18 protein-coding genes, 3 tRNA genes and 1 riboswitch are annotated in these 19,235 nt (G+C 35.2%); of the genes, 9 read left to right on the plus strand and 12 right to left on the minus strand.

Annotated elements, in window-relative coordinates; genetic code table 11:
* The first annotated feature begins 29 nt into the window (after positions 1-29).
* Positions 30-983 carry a transketolase family protein gene (locus BLS90_RS02755; protein WP_091255409.1) on the plus strand — a complete coding sequence of 318 codons (954 nt, stop codon included), beginning with the start codon at positions 30-32 and terminating at the stop codon, positions 981-983.
* A gap of 73 nt (positions 984-1,056) precedes the next feature.
* Here BLS90_RS02755 and BLS90_RS02760 read toward each other — a convergent pair whose 3' ends face one another.
* Positions 1,057-2,085 carry an FKBP-type peptidyl-prolyl cis-trans isomerase gene (locus BLS90_RS02760; RefSeq protein ID WP_091254987.1) on the minus strand — a complete coding sequence of 343 codons (1,029 nt, stop codon included), beginning with the start codon at positions 2,083-2,085 and terminating at the stop codon, positions 1,057-1,059.
* Positions 2,086-2,164: 79 nt separating this feature from the next.
* Here BLS90_RS02760 and BLS90_RS02765 point away from each other — a divergent pair, with 79 nt between their 5' ends.
* Positions 2,165-2,548, plus strand: a complete 384-nt coding sequence (locus BLS90_RS02765) for an RNA-binding S4 domain-containing protein (protein ID WP_091255412.1) — start codon at positions 2,165-2,167, stop codon at positions 2,546-2,548.
* A gap of 87 nt (positions 2,549-2,635) precedes the next feature.
* Positions 2,636-3,136 (plus strand): phosphoribosyltransferase domain-containing protein, encoded by a 501-nt coding sequence (locus BLS90_RS02770; protein WP_091254989.1) that lies wholly within the window; start codon positions 2,636-2,638, stop codon positions 3,134-3,136.
* Here the strand turns inward: BLS90_RS02770 and BLS90_RS02775 are convergent.
* Positions 3,128-3,646, minus strand: coding sequence for a shikimate kinase (locus BLS90_RS02775; protein WP_091254991.1), 519 nt, complete (start codon positions 3,644-3,646; stop codon positions 3,128-3,130). The genes BLS90_RS02770 and BLS90_RS02775 overlap by 9 nt on opposite strands.
* A 126-nt stretch (positions 3,647-3,772) precedes the next feature.
* Between BLS90_RS02775 and BLS90_RS02780 the strand changes: the two genes are divergently transcribed.
* The 3 genes from BLS90_RS02780 (at position 3,773) to BLS90_RS02790 (ending at position 4,082) form a co-directional block, all read left to right on the plus strand.
* Positions 3,773-3,845: transfer RNA gene (locus BLS90_RS02780), tRNA-Lys, on the plus strand.
* Positions 3,846-3,884: 39 nt separating this feature from the next.
* Positions 3,885-3,957, plus strand: a tRNA-Lys gene (locus tag BLS90_RS02785).
* Positions 3,958-3,999: 42 nt separating this feature from the next.
* Positions 4,000-4,082 (plus strand) — tRNA-Leu (locus BLS90_RS02790).
* 321 nt (positions 4,083-4,403) lie between these two features.
* Here BLS90_RS02790 and BLS90_RS02795 read toward each other — a convergent pair.
* The 5 genes from BLS90_RS02795 to BLS90_RS16765 form a co-directional block, all read right to left on the minus strand.
* Positions 4,404-5,834 (minus strand): TolC family protein, encoded by a 1,431-nt coding sequence (locus BLS90_RS02795; protein WP_091254993.1) that lies wholly within the window; start codon positions 5,832-5,834, stop codon positions 4,404-4,406.
* Positions 5,821-8,997: an efflux RND transporter permease subunit gene (locus BLS90_RS02800; protein ID WP_091254996.1), complete on the minus strand. Its 3,177-nt coding sequence runs from the start codon at positions 8,995-8,997 to the stop codon at positions 5,821-5,823. Before BLS90_RS02800 ends, BLS90_RS02795 begins: the two co-directional genes overlap by 14 nt.
* Before the next feature lie 123 nt (positions 8,998-9,120).
* Positions 9,121-10,203: an efflux RND transporter periplasmic adaptor subunit gene (locus BLS90_RS02805; RefSeq protein WP_091254999.1), complete on the minus strand. Its 1,083-nt coding sequence runs from the start codon at positions 10,201-10,203 to the stop codon at positions 9,121-9,123.
* 166 nt (positions 10,204-10,369) lie between these two features.
* Positions 10,370-10,804, minus strand: coding sequence for a hypothetical protein (locus BLS90_RS02810; RefSeq protein WP_139171382.1), 435 nt, complete (start codon positions 10,802-10,804; stop codon positions 10,370-10,372).
* Between the two features lie 313 nt (positions 10,805-11,117).
* Entirely contained in the window at positions 11,118-11,288 is a 171-nt protein-coding gene (locus BLS90_RS16765) for a hypothetical protein (protein WP_175455425.1), read from the minus strand.
* A 236-nt stretch (positions 11,289-11,524) separates the two neighbouring features.
* Here BLS90_RS16765 and BLS90_RS02815 point away from each other — a divergent pair, with 236 nt between their 5' ends.
* Positions 11,525-12,031 (plus strand): tetratricopeptide repeat protein, encoded by a 507-nt coding sequence (locus BLS90_RS02815; protein ID WP_091255004.1) that lies wholly within the window; start codon positions 11,525-11,527, stop codon positions 12,029-12,031.
* A gap of 70 nt (positions 12,032-12,101) precedes the next feature.
* On the opposite strand, the gene BLS90_RS02820 is transcribed toward BLS90_RS02815, so the two are convergent.
* From BLS90_RS02820 to BLS90_RS02835, 4 genes are all read right to left on the minus strand, one after another.
* On the minus strand, positions 12,102-12,638 hold the full coding sequence (locus BLS90_RS02820) for a DUF4252 domain-containing protein (RefSeq protein WP_091255005.1): 537 nt from the start codon (positions 12,636-12,638) through the stop codon (positions 12,102-12,104).
* Between the two features lies 1 nt (position 12,639).
* Positions 12,640-13,242 carry a DUF4252 domain-containing protein gene (locus tag BLS90_RS02825; protein WP_091255006.1) on the minus strand — a complete coding sequence of 201 codons (603 nt, stop codon included), beginning with the start codon at positions 13,240-13,242 and terminating at the stop codon, positions 12,640-12,642.
* A 73-nt stretch (positions 13,243-13,315) separates the two neighbouring features.
* Entirely contained in the window at positions 13,316-13,813 is a 498-nt protein-coding gene (locus BLS90_RS02830) for a hypothetical protein (RefSeq protein WP_091255007.1), read from the minus strand.
* Positions 13,800-14,309, minus strand: a complete 510-nt coding sequence (locus tag BLS90_RS02835) for an RNA polymerase sigma factor (protein ID WP_091255009.1) — start codon at positions 14,307-14,309, stop codon at positions 13,800-13,802. The genes BLS90_RS02830 and BLS90_RS02835 overlap by 14 nt, the downstream gene beginning before the upstream one ends.
* Positions 14,310-14,430: 121 nt before the next feature.
* Here BLS90_RS02835 and BLS90_RS02840 point away from each other — a divergent pair, with 121 nt between their 5' ends.
* Both BLS90_RS02840 and BLS90_RS02845 read left to right on the plus strand, forming a co-directional pair.
* Positions 14,431-15,882, plus strand: coding sequence for a S41 family peptidase (locus BLS90_RS02840; protein ID WP_091255011.1), 1,452 nt, complete (start codon positions 14,431-14,433; stop codon positions 15,880-15,882).
* Between the two features lie 236 nt (positions 15,883-16,118).
* Entirely contained in the window at positions 16,119-16,739 is a 621-nt protein-coding gene (locus BLS90_RS02845) for an N-acetylmuramoyl-L-alanine amidase family protein (protein ID WP_091255013.1), read from the plus strand.
* 68 nt (positions 16,740-16,807) lie between these two features.
* On the opposite strand, the gene BLS90_RS02850 is transcribed toward BLS90_RS02845, so the two are convergent.
* A complete protein-coding gene (locus tag BLS90_RS02850; protein ID WP_175455426.1) occupies positions 16,808-18,763 on the minus strand; it encodes a TonB-dependent receptor plug domain-containing protein in 1,956 nt (651 codons plus the stop codon).
* A 99-nt stretch (positions 18,764-18,862) separates the two neighbouring features.
* Positions 18,863-19,204: riboswitch (cobalamin riboswitch) on the minus strand.
* Between the last annotated feature and the right edge of the window lie 31 nt (positions 19,205-19,235).

A 19,235-nucleotide genomic window follows, 5' to 3' on the forward strand; every position in this document is an offset into this window, starting at 1 on the left:
TTTTTAATCTTTCAATTTTAAAAAGAATAATGAAAAAATATACAAATACAGGAAGTAAAGATACTCGCTCAGGTTTTGGAGCGGGAATGACGGAACTAGGTCAAAAAAATGAAAATGTAGTAGCACTTTGTGCTGATTTAATAGGTTCCTTAAAATTTGACGATTTCAAGAAAAACCATCCCGAACGTTTTTTCCAAATCGGTATTGCGGAAGCCAACATGATTGGAATCGCAGCTGGATTAACTATAGGTGGTAAAATTCCATTTACAGGAACTTTTGCTAACTTTTCTACAGGAAGAGTATACGATCAAATTCGCCAATCGGTTGCATATTCTGAGAAAAACGTAAAAATCTGTGCTTCACACGCAGGTTTAACTTTAGGAGAAGATGGTGCAACTCACCAGATCCTTGAAGATATTGGGTTAATGAAAATGTTACCTGGAATGACTGTAATCAACACTTGTGATTACAACCAAACGAAAGCGGCTACATTAGCAATTGCAGAGCACCACGGTCCTGTTTATTTGCGTTTTGGTCGTCCAGTTGTGCCTAACTTTATGCCTGCAGACGAACCTTTTGTGATAGGAAAAGCAATTGTTTTAACAGAAGGTTCTGATGTAACGATTGTTGCCACAGGACATTTAGTTTGGGAAGCACTTATTGCAGCTGAAGCATTAGAGGCACAAGGTATCTCTGCTGAAGTAATCAATATTCATACGATCAAACCATTGGATGAAGAAGCAATTTTGAAATCATTAGAAAAAACAAAATGTATTGTTACTGCTGAAGAGCATAACATTTTGGGAGGTCTAGGAGAAAGTATTTCTAGAGTTTTGGCTTTAAATAGCCCCTTACCACAAGAGTTTGTTGCCGTAAATGACAGTTTTGGAGAATCTGGAACACCAGAACAATTAATGGATAAATACAAATTGAACAATCAATCGATTGTTGAGGCTGTAGAAAGAGTCATGAAAAGAAAATAATCTTTTTATTTGATTCCAAAAAAAAACCAGTTCGATTTATAAACGAACTGGTTTTTTTATGCTTTGAATGCTTCTAATTACATTTAACTAAATGTCTTTTTATCCTTGCTGGATCCGTCGTATTTCCATCACAAGCGGGAATAGAGGCAAAAGGAATTAAAACACCATTAGCATCTGTAATTTCTGTTCTGGTACTTAAGCCGTCCCCATCATCATCCCTGTCTAAAAAATTAGGAATTCGATCCCCATCTGTATCATCCAGATTAATTGTTTCTGCTGAAGAATAGTGAGCCGTATTCGTATAATCATAAATATACCCGTCATTATTCAAATCTTCTAAATAAGAAGGAATTCCATCACCATCTTGATCTAATCTACTTATTTCAAGTAATTTAAAACTAAAAACTAAAGGTGTATAAGCCGGAATCGAACCAGATCCAGAATTAAAGTATCCTAATCCGGAAGGAATAAACATGACTCCTGCTCCAAAATTAGTGTGAGTAAGTGTTCCGTCAGCATTTGACGAATAATTTCCTGTTTTAAATTGTGGAAAAATTTCACTCCAAGCTCTAAGTGGAACAGGTTGAATTGTGTATAAACTAAAGAAATTTTGTGGATATTTTACATCCTCAAAAAAAGTTGAAGTAAGTGCGGTTTCGGTTCCAGAGACAACGGTACGCTGTAAATATTCTCCCCGATAAGCCGCTAAAACACCATCAACATTAGATGGAGATTGTCCTACTCCAGGTCTTAATACTAAATAATAAATTTTATAAGCTACATTATGGATCAGCAAATCCTTACTAACTTCCCTAACCAACAGTTTAGGGTAAGTAGTGCTATTTAGATAAGAAAAAATTGAGGGTTGCGTAGCTGTATTCGTGATTTTAGAAATCGTCACATCCTGATCATCTATAGCTCCAGGATTATTAACAACAGTAATATAATTCGTTTTTAAATATTCTTCAATATCATTTAAATCAGTAGCATATTGCACCGCATAATCCCTTGGTGGAGTTATTGGTGCTACATCATCCTTTGAGCATGAAAATAAAGTGATAGTTGTAATAAATAGAATAAAATAATACTTAAATTTGTTCATTATAGCTAATTTTTTAAGTGCGCAAGATACAATATTGATTGATTTTTGTAAACTATTTAACTCCGATTTTAGAAAATTTATGAGAATAGATAAATATTTATGGTGCGTGCGGTATTACAAAACCAGAAACATGGTCACCGAGGCCTGTAAAAAGAATCATGTAACAGTAAATGGCCTTGTTGCCAAACCCTCTAAGGAAGTTTTTCCTACCGATAAAATCACTTTTAGAAAAGATCAAATCACCCAAATCATTACGGTTTTAGACATTCCTGAAAATCGCGTAAGCGCTAAATTGGTGGATATTTATAGAAGAAATGACACCTCGGCAGAAGCCTATCAACATCTTGAACTCTTGAAATTATCCAAAGAACATTATCGCAAAAATGGAACTGGACGACCTACTAAAAAAGACCGTAGAGACATTGACGAATTTGGAAATGAAATCAAAAACGAAGAGCCATAGGTTTAATGTTCGTGCAAAACCTAAATTTTAAAAACATTTGCAAAAGCATCTTGAAACCTTATACACGCAAAAAAAAAACAAAAGACAATGAGCAAAAATATAATTTTAACAAATCAGGAAATAGAACACAAAATAAAAAGAATTGCATACCAAATCTACGAGACCTTTGTGGAGGAAGAAGAAATTGTCATTGCCGGAATTGCAGCTAACGGTTTTATATTTGCAAAAAAAATAGCGCAGGTGCTAGAAACCATTTCGCCAATTAAAGTTTCTCTTTGCGAAGTACAAATTAACAAACAGAATCCGGACTTACCAATCCACACTTCCTTATCAAAAGAGCAATATACCAACAAAGGCCTTATTCTTGTGGACGATGTATTGAATTCAGGAACCACATTGATCTATGCCGTACGACACTTTATAGACGTTCCTTTGAAAAAATTTAAAACCGCTGTTCTAGTAGACAGGAATCACAAAAAATACCCTGTAAAAGCAGATTTCAAAGGAATTTCTCTCTCAACCTCATTATTGGAGCACGTTCAAGTAGTTTTTGATGAAGACAATGATAATTACGCTTATTTAAGCTAAAAAGCCCATAATATCGGCCACTGTCTGATCAATTGTTTTACCATCAACCACCAGCTTATATTTTGCTTGATTGTAATAAAAACTTCGCTCAAAAAGGTGGATTGCAATAAACTCTTTCATTTCGCCCTCACTTTTATCAGCAATTAGAGGGCGTTTGCTTTTATTAACTACCAATCTTTGAAACAAAGTTTCAATGGAAGCTTTCAGATAAATAGAAACAACACCTTCCCCTTTTAGCAATTCATGATTATTGGCATAACATGGCGTTCCTCCCCCTAAACCAATAATTAACTCATCGGGAGAATGCAACAATTCCAAAAAAACTTCGTGTTCTAATTTTCTGAAATAAATTTCTCCATGCTTTTCAAAAATAGCATTTATCGATAAATTCGTTTTCTCTTCTATCTTTTTATCCAAATCTACAAAAGGGATTTTGATATTTTTTGATAGACTGTTGGCAATTGTAGACTTACCAGACCCCATGTAACCTAATAATATAATTTTTCTCATAGAATAAAACCTTATAAATTAAGGCGTTAAGATTTATTGTTTAAAAAAGACAAATTTATAATAAAATTGCTTGGAAATCTCCAAAATAAGTCCTTATATTTGCACCCGCATTCAAGGAAAGAATATGACTCGATAGCTCAGTTGGTAGAGCACATCACTTTTAATGATGGGGTCCTGGGTTCGAGCCCCAGTCGGGTCACAATTTTAGTGATCAACACATAATTTCCTTGAAAGCATTGACTCGATAGCTCAGTTGGTAGAGCACATCACTTTTAATGATGGGGTCCTGGGTTCGAGCCCCAGTCGGGTCACAAAAGGTCGAGTAATTTATTACTTGGCCTTTTATTTTTTTAGGCCACGTGGAGAAACGGTAGACTTGCCAGCTTGAGGGGCTGGTGCTCGCAAGGGCGTGTGGGTTCAAATCCCACCGTGGTCACGAATAAATAGAAATGCTCATAAAGTAATCAAGCTTGCTTGAAATTATTTTATGAGCATTTCTATTTTCAAAGCGGAGCTTTGTGGGAAAGACGTAGTCAATCCCAATTGTGTTTCTTGAATAAAGTAAACCGCAAAAAATAATCAAGCTTGCTTGAAATTATTTTATGAGCATTTTTATTTTCAAAGCGGAGCTTTGTGGGAAAGATGCATTCAATCCCAAAACACTATTCTTAAAGCCACGTAATCTACAAAATAGTTATAAACCTGAAATAAATAAAAAACCAGTTTCAAAGAAACTGGCTTTTATACTCATCCACTATTATTTCCAACCGCCTCCAAGATCACGATACACATGAACTACAGCATTAAGCTGGGCTTTTTTAGTTTCAATCAATTCGAGTTTCGACTCTAATGCGTCGCGCTGGGTCATTAAAACCTCAAAATAATCTACTCTTGCGGATTTAAACAAATCGCCTGCCACATCAATCGAACGGTTTAACGCAGCCACTTGTTGTGACTTTAGATCATAGCTCTTTTCTAAATTATTAATTTTAGAAAGTTGGCTAGAAACTTCTAAATACGCATTCAAGATGGTGCGTTCATAATTGTATAAGGCTTGGATTTGTCTAGCATTGGCTGAACTATATTCCGCCTTAAGCGCATTCCTGTTAATCAATGGCGCTACGAGATCTCCAGCTAACGAATACAACATGGATTCCGGCATTCTAAACAAATAATTAGGTTTGAACGCATTTATTCCTACTGCTGCTGTAATAGCTAACGAGGGATAAAACTCAGCGCGAGCTGTTTTTACATCAAGTTTAGCGGCCTCTAATTCTAATTCAGCTTGTTTGATGTCAGGACGATTGGCCAATAGTTGTGCGGGAACTCCAGATTGAACTATTGCTGGCAACAAAGCATCAAAAACAACACTGTCTCGCTTGATTTCTTGCGGATATTGTCCTAGCAAAAAGTTTATGGCATTCTCTGTTTCTTTAATACTTTGGAGAATCGCAAATTCCATACTTTTTGAGGCCATGACCTCGGCTTGGAACTTTTGAACTGCTAACTCTGTGCTTCGAGCTGCTTGTTTCTGAAATTTTACAATTTCTAACGCATTCGATTGTAAAGCAATCGTCTGTTTTACAATAGCCAATTGATTGTCTAACGCAACTAATTCATAATAGGAATCAGCTACCTCAGCAATTAAGCTAGTGATTACAAAATTTTTACCTTCAACAGTAGCTAAATAGCGACTTACGGCTGCTTTTCTTGAATTACGCAGTTTCTTCCAAATATCAACTTCCCAATGCGCATAACCTGCTATTTTTAAATCACCAAGCGGATCAGGCATTTCCTTTCCAGGACTAATTTCAGTAGAAGCATCGCCGGCACCTTGACTGGTGTACCTTCCTACTTTTTCAATTCCTGCTCCCACGCCCACGCCCACTTGTGGCAGCAAGGCTCCTTTGCGAACCCGAATATCATTTTTGGCAATTTCAATTTCTTGCAAGGTGATCTGCAACTCCTGATTATTTTTCAGGGCAATATCAATCAAATTGATCAAATTCGGATCTTTGAAATACGTGCGCCATGGTGTAAGAGCGATGGTATTGGTATCGCTACTTTTTTCAAATGATTCTGGAACGACTTTGGTCGCTGCTAATGGCGCCAGCTTGGGCGTACAACTTGCCACCGCCAAGCATATGCTTAGCGGGATAAGAAATTTATAAGGCTTACTTTTTAGCATGATTATCATCAATTTCTTCAGTTAATGGATTTTCTTTTTCGTTTTTTACTAGTTTGTACTTTTCGGCAATTAGACCAAAAACATAGTATAATCCTGGAATAATAAACACCCCACATATTGTTCCTAACAGCATTCCTCCTGCTGCAGCTGTTCCAATAGTTCGGTTACCAATTTTTCCTGGGCCACTTGCAAAAACAAGCGGAAGCAATCCTGCAATAAAGGCAAAAGACGTCATCAAAATAGGTCGGAATCTTGCTTTTGCACCTTCCATTGCCGATTCCAGTACTGTTTTACCAGCGGCGTGCCTTTGTATCGCAAATTCAACAATCAAAACCGCATTTTTACCCAGCAAACCAATCAGCATTACCATGGCTACTTGCGCATAAATGTTGTTCTCTAAACCCGTAAATTTGAGTAAAAGAAATGCCCCAAAAATACCTGCTGGCAATGATAAAATTACTGACAGCGGCAAAATGAAACTTTCGTATTGCGCTGCCAAGACCAAATACACAAAACCCAAACAAATTAGGAAAACCCAAATGGCTTGATTGCCCTGCGCTACCTCATCGGCAGAGATACCCGCCCAATCAATACCAAAACCGCGAGGTAATTTGGTTTCTGCCACTTCCTGAATTGCTTTAATAGCAGCACCACTACTATAGCCTGGCGCTGCTGATCCGCTAATTTCAGAAGAGTTATACATATTATGTCTTGTGATTTCGGAAAGCCCATACACCTTCTCTAATTTCATAAAAGCAGAATAGGGCACCATTTCGTCCTTATTGTTTTTGACATATAATTTCAGAATATCCTCTGGTAAAGCACGGTATTCCGGAGCGGCTTGCACAATTACTTTATAATTGAAACCGTATTTGATAAAACTGATTTCGTAATTACTTCCTACCAATGTAGATAATGTATTCATAGCATTTTCGATAGAAACTCCTTTTTGTTGCGCCAAATCATTATCGACTTTCAACATAAACTGCGGAAAACTAGCACTATAAAAACTAAACACAGAGGCTAATTCGGGACGTTTGTTCAACTCCTTTACGAAATCATTATTGACCTTTTCCATTTTTTTATAATCGCCTGAACCTGCTTTGTCTAGTAAGCGAAGTTCAAAACCGCCCGCAGCTCCATAACCAGGTACTGCCGGTGGTTGAAAAAATTCAATATTAGCTCCAGGAATGTCTTTCGTTTTTTCCTCTAATTCGGTCATGATCTCTTGCACAGAATGTTTTCGCTCACTCCAGTCCTTTAAATTTATCAAACAGGTTCCTGCATTAGCACCGGTTCCTTCGGTTAGAATTTCATATCCTGCCAAAGCAGATACGGATTGCACTCCTTCAACCGTTTCAGCAATTTTCTGAAGCTTTTCGGCAACATTATCCGTTCTTTCTAGCGATGAACCCGGAGGTGTTTGGATAATGGCATAGAACATCCCCTGATCCTCATTTGGAATAAAACCAGAAGGAACAGTGCTACTGACTAACCACGTTCCTAAACAAAAACCAATAAGTGCCATAAAAGTGATCACTCTCCTATTTACAATGCGGTTTAAAATCTTTTGATACTTCTCAGCTGTATTGTTAAACGTAGCGTTAAAGCCATCTAGAAAGCGGTTTATGGGCGTTCTCTTTTTAGCTTTTCCATGATTATTTTTTAACATAATAGCACAAAGTGCCGGTGTCAATGTTAAAGCCACAATTCCTGAAAGTATAATTGCAGTAGCCATCGTGATCGAAAACTGACGGTAAAAAATACCAACCGGTCCTGACATGAAAGCCACTGGGATAAATACCGCTGCCATCAAAAACGTGATGGCGATAATGGCTCCTGCAATCTCATGCATGGCTTTTTTGGTGGCCTTTAACGGCGAAAGATGTTCTTCTTCCATTTTGGCGTGTACGGCTTCGATGACGACAATGGCATCATCGACGACGACTCCAATAGCTAATACCAAAGCAAAAAGAGTAATTAAGTTTAAGGTAATCCCAAACAACTGCATAAACATAAAAGTCCCAATAAGCGAAACTGGCACAGCAATGGCTGGAATGATCGTAGATCTCCAATCCCCAAGAAAAAGGAATACGACCAATCCTACTAGAATAAAGGCTTCGACTAGCGTATGAATTACTTTTTCTATCGAGGCATCTAAGAATTTAGAAACGTCATAACTGATTTCGTACTCCATTCCTTTTGGAAAAGAATTTTTCTTTATCTCAGCTAATTTCAATTTCACATCTTTAATTACCTGGCTGGCGTTACTTCCGTAAGACTGTTTCAAAACGATAGCCGCAGAAGGCTTACCATTCAAATTAGAATAAATATCATACATGGAACTACCAAATTCTACAGTTGCCACATCTTTCAATCGTAAAATTTCGCCGTCAGAATTGGATCTTAAAATGACATTTCCATACTGCTCTTTGGTGGTAAATCGTCCTGAATATTTTAGTACATATTCAAAAGCTTGAGATCTTTTACCAGAGCTTTCTCCTGTTTTACCTGGTGAAGCTTCCAAACTTTGACTCGCCAAGGCTTCCATAATTTCATCTGTCGAAATTTTATACGCTAGCATTCTGTCGGGTTTCAGCCAAATTCGCATCGCATATTCACGAGTTCCTAAAACATCAGCAAATCCTACTCCATTTACCCTTTTCAACTCGGATAAAATATTAATTTCAGCGAAGTTGTATAAGAATTTTTGATCTGTATTTTTATCGGTGCTGTACAGGTTCACATACATCAACATACTAGATTCCTCACGAGTAATCTTCACTCCTTCTCGAACTACTAAGGGTGGTAATTTATTAACTACAGAGGCCACTCTATTCTGAACATTTATGGCTGCCTGATTGGGATCAGTACCTAAATTAAATACGACTTGAATACTCGCTTCCCCATCATTTCCAGCATCTGAAGTCATGTATTTCATTCCGGGAACACCATTCAAAGCTTTCTCTAATGGAATAATTACTGATTTGATCATTAGTTCCCCATTTGAACCTGGAAAATCAGCGGTAACATTTACCCTTGGTGGTGAAATAGAGGGAAATTGAGTCACGGGCAAATTAGTTAAAGCCAATACTCCCAAAAAGACAATTATGAGCGATATCACTATCGACAACACGGGTCTTTGAATAAATTTATTAAACATTATCGGTATATTTTAATGATGAAACAATATTGAAAATTGTTCTGAATCAGTTCGTATTTTAAGTTCATTATCAGCTAAGTACTGACGCAAAACTGTACTTATATTGAAACGAAACATCTGAACTTATTCTGCTTTTAAGCGCAAATGACTAATAACTTCTTTAGGCGATATATAGTCAAAATTGATCTTTTCATCGTCTTTTACCTTCTGAACACCTTCTAATAAAATTTTATCATTTTCAGTAATACCACTCGCAATCACATATAAATCTGGAATTTCTCCCGTAACTGTAATTTCTTTAGATTCTAATACATTCTTTTTATTGACCACAAAAACATATTTTTTATCTTGAATTTCATACGTTGCTTTTTGCGGAATAACGATTGCATTTTTAAGAGGAACTAGCATTTGTACGGAACCTGTTTCACCGTGTCTAAGTAATTTATTAGGATTTGGAAATCGCGCCCTGAAAGCAATATTACCCGTTTCATTGTTAAACTCACTTTCAATAAGCTCCACATTTCCTTTAGATTGGTACAACTCATTATTGGCTAAAAGCAATCTCACATTAGTATTTGCACGATCTTTTACATTCGTTTGATAGTCTAAATATTCTGGTTCAGACACGTTAAAATAGGCAAACATTTGACTGTTGTCTGAAAGGCTGGTTAACAATTCTCCTTCTTCAATCAAACTACCTAATTTTTTAGGAATACGATCAATTGTTCTGTCAAACGGCGCTCGGATTTCAGTAAATGATAAATGAAGTTGCGCCAATGCTACTTCTGCTCTGGCTTGTTCTAATTTGGCTTGCGCCAAAGCTTGTTCGTTTTTTGAAACGATATTCTTATCCGCTAACATTTTAGCGTTTTGCAGCTCAATTTCAGCGCCTTTTGCCTCGGCTTTTGCTTTGAGCAATTCCGCTTGATACATACCGGGCATAATTTTAAACAAAAGTTGCCCTTTCTTCACAAACTGCCCTTCATCTACGTAGATATTTTGTAGAAAACCTTTTTCTTGCGCTCGGATTTCAATGTTCCGCACAGATCGAATCTGAGAAACATATTGTTTGGTAAACGAAGTATCAATTTTTATTGGATTGGTAACAATAAAAGTATCGGCTTCTTCTTTTTCTTCTTTTTTAGAGATACAGCTGGTAAGGCATATAACGGCAATTAAGCCCGTAAGTACGAGTAATTTATTCATGATGTAAGTTGGTAATTGAGCGATTAAATACTTGGAATCAAAAATTCCTAGGGACGTAAAAAGTCATCCGTTTCCACAATATTTTATATAGAATACTATCAATAAAAGCTTTACGCTTTTACAAAAGTGAAATTCATCAAAAAATGGTAACGAACTATCGTATGAATCAAATTCTCAATACCTGTTGAACAATATAAATAGGATTGGACTGGCCACAAGATGGCGCGAAGATTTTAAAATTCTTAGAATAATGGTTTAATATAGATTGGCAGGAAAAAGTGAGATACCAAGCTTGTGACAAATGGTGTTTCCCTGTAGCAATGGTAGCAGTTGTCTTTTTGAAACTCTCGCTGCTTGATCCTTCTTCTTCAAGATCAAATTCAGCTGTAGTTATCGATAGGCTTCCCGGAACGCTCTGTACTAATTTAACTTGATCCCTATTTAAAACAAAAGATTTTGGTGCACTAGTAGTACCGTTGTCATGCGAAGCCGCGTGAACAACATTTCCTCCGCCAAGCAGCTGGAAAAACAGATACAGAAAAAAAATAGTTACTCTCATTTCGAGACCAAAAGTAATCAAAGTAGCTAGAGAAAAAAACAATTTAAATTTTGTTTAACAAGTATAAAGTATCGAAATCGTTTGCAAAGTTGTAACAAGGAAAATGAATTTCAAATTTTACCCGCTTTAAGACAATCCATTGCAGTGCGAATTTTTTTCTATTTAAAAATAGTTCATTGAGGAGTTATTACGTTGGATTTTTTTTAAAACAATCATAATCAATGGATTTGTAAAAATAGGAAAGCGAAAATAAAAATGCTATCAAAGCAACCAAATCACTTTTTTTAACCAATACTTTGCAGAAGTAAACAACTTATGAGATGAAATTGAGTTGAAAGAATCCTCAAAATAGTGTTTATATTATTTGAAAAGATTTTTCAAGTATATTTGAAAGTAACAAAAATATCAAAACCCCAATAGAAACCGTTATCACCACCAATACAAAAGTGCCAATATATAAAAATGTTTTGTTGGTTCTCTCTGCAAATGGTTTGAAATTTTCTCCTTCTTGCGCTATATTTTTCATCTTTGCATTTGTATTAAAATGACGAATATTAAAATCTTATTTTTAGCAAAATTACAAGTATAAATAAGCTTCCACAATACCAACTTTTAGTGATTTTTACTATTTGGACCACCTAATTTAAAATAAATTCTATTTCTGTTCGTTAACTAACTAGCTAAAAAAAAGATTGTACCTATATTTAATAGATTCTGGTAAAAAAATAAAAAAATTACCCCAATATCAAACCTTAAATTTTTATGAAGAAATTAGTCCTACTCGCATTATTATTAAGTTCCTTGGCAGGATGGAGTCAAGATCCAATTGCTTATGATCTATTTGACAAAGCAATAAAAAAAGCAGAAGGCGGCAACACCAAAGGCGCTATCGACGACTACAGCAAAGCGATTAGGATTGATCCTTTATTTGCCTCAGCTTATTTAAACAGAGCACTTTTGAAACAAAAATTAGGTGATATTAAAGGCGCTTTAAACGACGTTAACACCACAATAAAAATAGAACCTAAAAGAAGTGATGCCTACACCACAAGAGCTGATTTGAACTATAAAGCTAAGGACTACAAGAGCACTATTGAAGATTGCACCATGTCTATTAGTTTAAACGAAAAGGATTATATTGCGTATAACCTGAGAGGTCTTTCTAATTTTCATGCACAAAACAAGAAAAATGCTTGTGCCGATTTTACAAAAGCAATTCAGTTGGGAAGTCAAAGTGCAGTTAAAAACAAAAAAATGTTTTGTAAATAATTTATTTAAAAATTATCCTACAAAAAAGCGTCTTGAACTTAATCAAGACGCTTTTTTTTGAATTAATAATTTACTTACTCATTAATTTCTGCAGCGGTTTCAGTTGTTCCAAATCAATATTTGATTGCTGTAATACGCTCATCATGGTCATCACACTGGTGGGATTCATATCTTTTCCTAAAATGCGGACTACTGCAAAACCATTTTCTTTTTTATTGGCAAAAAAAACAAATTCCTCGATGTGTTCATCCGTTCCTACAAAGCTTACCGAAGCACCTTCCTTTCCAGAGCCAAATTTCATCAATTGCTGGTATTTTTTGTCCTTCAAAATCAAATCAACTTTGGCACGTTCCGTTTCAAACTCCGCTTTGTTTTTATCATTTAATTTGAAAGCTAAAACATTCATCTTGTCAAAAGATTTTAAAGCATCATTTTGAGCTACAGATAATTTTGTTTTATCCACATTCAAAATATCGGGAGAAACATCCAAAGCAATAAAATTTTTATTTTCGGTGTTTTCTACAAAATACTTTTGTAATGTGGGTTCTGAGTTGCAACTGATCAAGAATAAACTGAACAACAGCGCCATTCCATACATAGCTTTCATCTTATCTTTTTGCTTTAGTTGCTTTTTTCAAATCATCGCCTCCAGGAATTCTCATCTTATCAGTAAGAATCGAAATTTCATTTAAATCAAAGTTACCAGTCAATGACATTAAAACGGTATCCTCATTTTTAGCACCTTCAATAAACATCAACAACTCTCTGATTTGAGAATCTGAAGCACCTGATTTTACCAATATTTTAATATTTCTGCCATTTTCATTTACGCGCATCAACTCTTCTAATCCGGCTGATTTGATGTACTTCTCAGCCACTACTTTCATTTCACCTTCTACACGAGTACTTTTTGTGGTGAATACTTTTAAATTATCCAGCTTTTTAATCAACGCTAAATATTGTTGGGTTTCTTTATCGGAGGCGTCCACTTTTACTTTACTCATTAAGTCAAACATTTTTTTGTTGACAATAATAGAGGTAACATCATCTTGTCCGTCAAATTTATCAAATGCCGCTTGCGCAAAAATTGGACTCGCAATAAAAACTAACAGTACGGTGATTAAAAACTTTTTAGCAGTACTTAAACGGCTGTTTTTTTGAATCTGATTTGCTGTTGTGCAAAAACTTGGATTGGGATTGATTGATTTCATTTTTTTAAATTTATTTAGCATTATTTTAATTGATTGTAGCGTTTACGCCGTGATTATTGTTTTCTAAAAGCAATTAAATACCTCTAGATTTATTTTTGGTTTTTCGGAATACTTTATTTTTTGCTATTTGATATTCTTCAACATACTTTACACTTTCTATGCCAACATTTACATTTTTTGACAATAGTGAAAGCGCTTTTTGAGTTTCTTTAAAAGCTACTTCGGGATCATCATACGTTCCTAAATCATTACTGTTATTTACAGGTTCCGAATAATAGATAACATACGTACCTATTCCCATCAAAACAACAACCGAAGCTGCGATGGACATCCATCCTAAAAGCCGTTTTTTATTCCTGCTTTCCACCTTTTGAATTTCAAACAACGGAATTTCTTGTTCAAACTGTTGTTCTTTTGCAACAGCAAAATGGTTAAATAATGCGGTATACTTTTCTAAGTGTGGCGCAACGTGCTGCGTCGCAAAATAATCCTGTAATTCTTTCTCTTCCGCAATAGAAGTTTCACCCTCAAAGTATTTTTCAAGTACCGTTTCTACTTTATATAATTCCATAATTATGTGTTTTTGTCATGTGTTCTCGTATCGTTTTTCGTGCTCTGGAAAGGGCTACTCTAATAGCACTCTCGGTCATATCAAGCATTTTGGCCATTTCTTCAAACTCATATTCTTCAATATCACGAAGCTGAATGATGATTCGCTGTTGTTCTGGCAATAGACTGATACTCCTTTCAACCCAATTCAAACTATCGCAATCTTCGAGTTTTTTATCCAATGGGGGCGCTGAATCTGTATAATTGGTATGAGCAATTTTAAGATTCCCTGATCTTTTGGATTTCAATTGGTCTAAACAATAATTTTTTGTCATCGTCATCGCAAAAGCTTCAATGCTACTATAGCCCGCCAATGCAGCATTTTTGCTCCACAATTTAACCAAAACTTCCTGCGTGGCGTCTTCGGCTTCCTCCGTACTGACTAGCAATCGCTTTGCTAATCTAAAGACTTTGTCTTTGAATGGAGTTACCATTAACACAAACTCATTTTGGTTCATAACAACTTCGATATTAAACGGGTTATACAATTAAGACGATTCAAAATTATTTTTGCTACAATAAACTTAAAATAAAACTAAAGTTAGTATTTTTACGTTAATATAGTATTAAACCAAATTTATGAGAACCTACTTCAAACTTACGCTTTTATTGTTCATTACGGCTTTTACTTTTCAAAGTTGCCAGGACAACGATGACATTCCGCCTCCCCCTAGTTTAGAAATCCAAGATTTTATATGGAAAGGAATGAATCAATATTATTTATGGCAAGCAGACGTGCCTAATTTAGCAGATGACCGTTTTGCTGACCAAACCGCATTAAATACTTTCCTAAGTGGCTACCCAGTTCCAGAAGATTTATTTGGAGCATTAAGAGTAAGTCCCTCAATAGATAAATTCAGTTGGATTGTAGATGATTATTTAGAACTAGAAGGTAGTCTTCAAGGTACTACTAAAAACAACGGTGTCGATTTTGGTTTAAGTTACAAACCAGGAAGTTCAACTGAACTATTTGGTTATGTACGTTATATTATTGCCAATTCAGATGCATCGACTAAATACATTAAACGTGGGGATTTCTTTACAGCCGTAAATGGGACACCACTTACCCTCAGCAATTATCAATCGTTGTTATTTGGTTCCAATGAAAATTACACCCTAAATCTTGCAGATTACAACGGAACTACTATTGTTGGGAATGGCAAATCAGTAGACTTAGCAAAAACAGTCTTAACTGAAAATCCAATCTTGATTAATAAAGTAATCACCTCTGGTTCTCATAAAATTGGGTATTTAATGTACAATGGTTTTTATGCCAATTTTGACACTCAGTTAAACGAGGCTTTTGCGTCTCTAAAATCTCAGGGAGCTACCGAACTAGTTTTGGACTTACGGTATAATGGAGGAGGTTCCGTTCAAACTGCCACTCGATTGGCCAGCATGATTACTGGACAGTTTACCGGAAAAGTATTTGCTAAGCAACAATGGAATAAAAAGATTAATGATTATTTTGAAGCTGAAAGTCCAGAAGCTTTGTACAATTACTTTACGGATAAGATAGGAGCTACCGCAATTAATAGTTTAAACTTAACTAAAGTTTACATCTTGACTAGTGCCAGTTCCGCATCAGCCAGTGAACTTGTAATCAACGGGCTTGAACCACACATCAATGTAATCCAAATTGGGGATGTTACTGTTGGAAAAAATGTTGGATCTGTTACTTTATATGATTCCCCGACATTTGGATCCGAAAATAGAAATCCAAATCACCGATATGCTATGCAACCTATTGTGTTAAAAATTGTAAATTCAGTTGGTTTTGGCGATTATTTCAATGGATTGCAACCTGATTTTTTAGTAAAAGAAACATTGAGTACTTTAGGCGTTCTTGGAAACAGTTCAGAACCATTATTAAGTACCGCGATTGCAAAAATCACAGGAGCATCCCGCATGATGAGACAAAGTCCGGGTAAAGAATTTGACTTTTTAACCGATTCCAAATCCATATTAGGAATACAAAACCAAATGTATCTTGAGAAAGCTCCAGAAGGACTTTTGAGAGCTCTAGAATAATAGAATAAATATTTTTCATCTTACATACATATAACTGTAAGATTAATTACTAGAACACAGTACCAGTTTGCCACATTTTTGAAGAGCACAATCTTTGAATCTGTGGCAATCTTTTTTAATGATGGCTATTTTTTAACCTAAAATTTTACTTTTACTCGTTAAAAAATAAAAAAATTGAGACAATAAATATCTTTTTTGTAAGTTTATATGGAATAACTTCCCAAACTGAAAACCCTATGAAAAAATCAATTCCGTTATTTTTAACCTGTGCAGCTCTAGTTTCTTTCGCATTTGTAAAACCTGATACAAAAACAACCAAGCAAATCAATGTTGTTATTGATGCTGGGCATGGTGGAACTGACTTTGGAGCCACTTCCAGCTCTGGTACTGAAAAACTGATTGTAGAACAAATCACTACTAAAATAAAATTCTTAAATAAAAATGAAAATATAGTAATTCATCTTACGAGAAATGAAGATAAATATATTTCTCTATCTGATAGAACGGCGATTATTAACAACATCAAACCAGACTTAGTTTTGTCCTTGCATGTGAACCAAAGTGCAAATTTAGCTAAATCAGGAATGGAGTTTTACGTCGCCAATGAATCTGTGGCTAGCGAAAAATCCATTTTGATTGCAAATGCCCTTCGTACTAAATTCTCTCAAAACAATACGCTCAAATCATCTGAAGTAAAAAAAGCGCCTTTTTTTATATTAAAAAAATCAGTGGCACCTGCAGTATTGGTTGAATTGGGTTATATGTCGAATCTTGATGATCGAGAATATTTGATTAATGACTTGGAACAAAACAAAATTGCTGCAACAATTGTAGCATTTATTTCTGAGTTGAAATAACAACAACTCTTGTAAACAATAAAAGGCTTTCAGTAACGAAAGCCTTTTTTTATTAATAGAAATTTGAATTATAACTTGATATTCATACCCAATTTAAAATTCCTTCCCAAGGTATTATAGCCTACATTTTCAACAAAATCAGCGTTTAAAATATTGCTAACCGCTCCAAAAATAGACAACCTGTTTTTTACCAACTCATAGCGAGCCGAAGTATTTACCAATTGGTAGGAACCTAAAACAATCTTCGTTGTAGCAAAAGTATTTCCGTCAAAAAAAGCATCATTTCTACTGTCTACAAATTGATAATCAAGATTAAAAAACAATCGGTCATTGATTTGAAAATCCAAAGCTGAATTTACTTTATGCTTTGGAATCAAGCGATCCAGCGCTTTATCTACTTGTGTAAACGTATAATTGGAGTTCCAATTGATTTTTTCGCTCAAGGCAAAAGAGAATTCGGTTTCTACTCCTTTTGCTCTATTCATTCCGTCTATATTAATGTAGTTCGAATCGAAAGTTACCGGATTGAAATAAAATCCGATGAAATTAGTTTGTTCACGGTAAAAAGCGACCGCATTCAATTTTATTTTTTTATCTAAAAGTTGGGTTTCAAAACCTGCTTCTATTGTTCTATTTTTCTCCGGTGTTAAATCTGCATTTCCATATTCCGAATACAATTGGTACAAACTTGGCGTTACAAAAGCAGTGCTATATGAAGCTAAAATTTTCAAAGGAATCGATTTAAAATCAAAAGAAGGATTCACATTATAAACCAATTGATTTCCATACTGACTGTGAATATTCAATCGTGCTCCAGCGTTTAAATTCAATCCAAAATCCGTGGAAAAAACACCTGTAACATAAGGATCAATCATATTAAACTTTGTAGCTTCCTTCAAATTACCGCCAAAAGGAGTGATGCTGTTCATATCATGAAACTGATATTGTGCACCTGCCACAAGAAAGAAAGATTCTGAAAATTCATATTTATTAAAACCATCTACATTCACACTTCGGGATTCATATTGTGAAAATCCAGGTGTATTCGAATAAAAGTCGAAATCATTATACGTTCTTACTATTTTATTAAAGCTGGAATTCAGAACAAATTCCCCTTTAGAATATTTGTATTTTGGTAAAAAACCAAAACGAAATTGTTCTGAATCGGTGGAATTCAAATCAGTATCATTGGTACCGGTATTATCAAAAGAAGCATCGTAATCCATTTTGACTTTGTCATAACTACCAAAGAAATCCAAGGTCAATTTTTCTGTGGCTTTATACCCTAACTTTGCCAAATAATTAATTCTGGAAAAACGATCTTCTTCGTAATTATCATCTGGATTTACAGGAGCAATCTGTGACATTCCGATAATTTCAGTGCTATTCAAAGAAGCAAAATAATTCACTTTATCTGCATTTCCGTTAACCGAAAAACCTTGATTGTAATTTTGAGCGCTGGTTTTGTCAGTATTTGCAGTATTATTGGTTCCTGCATTTACGTAGGCATTTCCTTCAATCGCTTTCTTGCCTGATTTTTTCAAAGTAATATTTATTACTCCAGTTCCGGCACCTGATCCATACAACGTACTTGCTGCGCCTTTCATAATTTCGATACTTTCCACCTGCTCAACCGGAAGCAAACGCAAATCATACTCAAAACTAATTCCTGATGCATCATTAACCGGAATTCCATCAATAAGAATCAAAACCTGATTGTTTTTTCCACCCCGAATGTAGTACCCTAAATTTTTTCCCGCAGCACTTTGGTTCCCATTAATTTCAACACCTGCAACGGAACTTAAGACATTGGCAAGGCTTTGTCCCGCTTTGTTTTTCAAATCCTGAGCGGTAATTTTAGTGATTACTTTTCCTGATTTCTCCTTTGCCAAAGCAAATTTAGAGTCGGAGACAACTACTTCTTTCAATTCATCTTGAGAAGAAATAGTTTCCTTTTGTTGCGCAAAAGCGCAGCTAGAAATTAGCACGCACAACGCACTAATACGAACGATTTTTTTGTTCATTTACTTAAACATTTAGTAACAGCTATTTTCTGTTACATGACTAAAAATGGGGAGAAAAGCATAGAATTACCCATACCCAAACCTTTTTTCCCGAAAGTTTGATACTCGATGTAATAGGCAGGTCTCCTGGCTTGCGTCTTGTTGTTTACCTTCTCATTCTGGATTTTAGGATGCTGGATTTATTCTTTAAGGATTTTGCAATCCTAATTCGTAAATCAATACTTCTAAAATTTTCGAACAATGGTTTTGTAGATAACAACAAGCTTGATAGCTTACAGTTGCGGGTACAGCGTGAGATTTTTGAATATGGATTTGTGAAAATTGATTTTAGATTATAATTCTAAAATCAAAAATCGTTAATCAACAATCTTCAATCACTCTCTTCCCTTTTAATGCTATTTTGAAAAAATCAAAACAGCAACCTCAATACGGGTGCAAATATAGCTTTATGATTGGAATAAAAAATAAATTT

It is taken from the genome of Flavobacterium omnivorum (assembly GCF_900099915.1).
In the GTDB taxonomy this organism is placed as follows: Bacteria; Bacteroidota; Bacteroidia; order Flavobacteriales; family Flavobacteriaceae; genus Flavobacterium; species Flavobacterium omnivorum.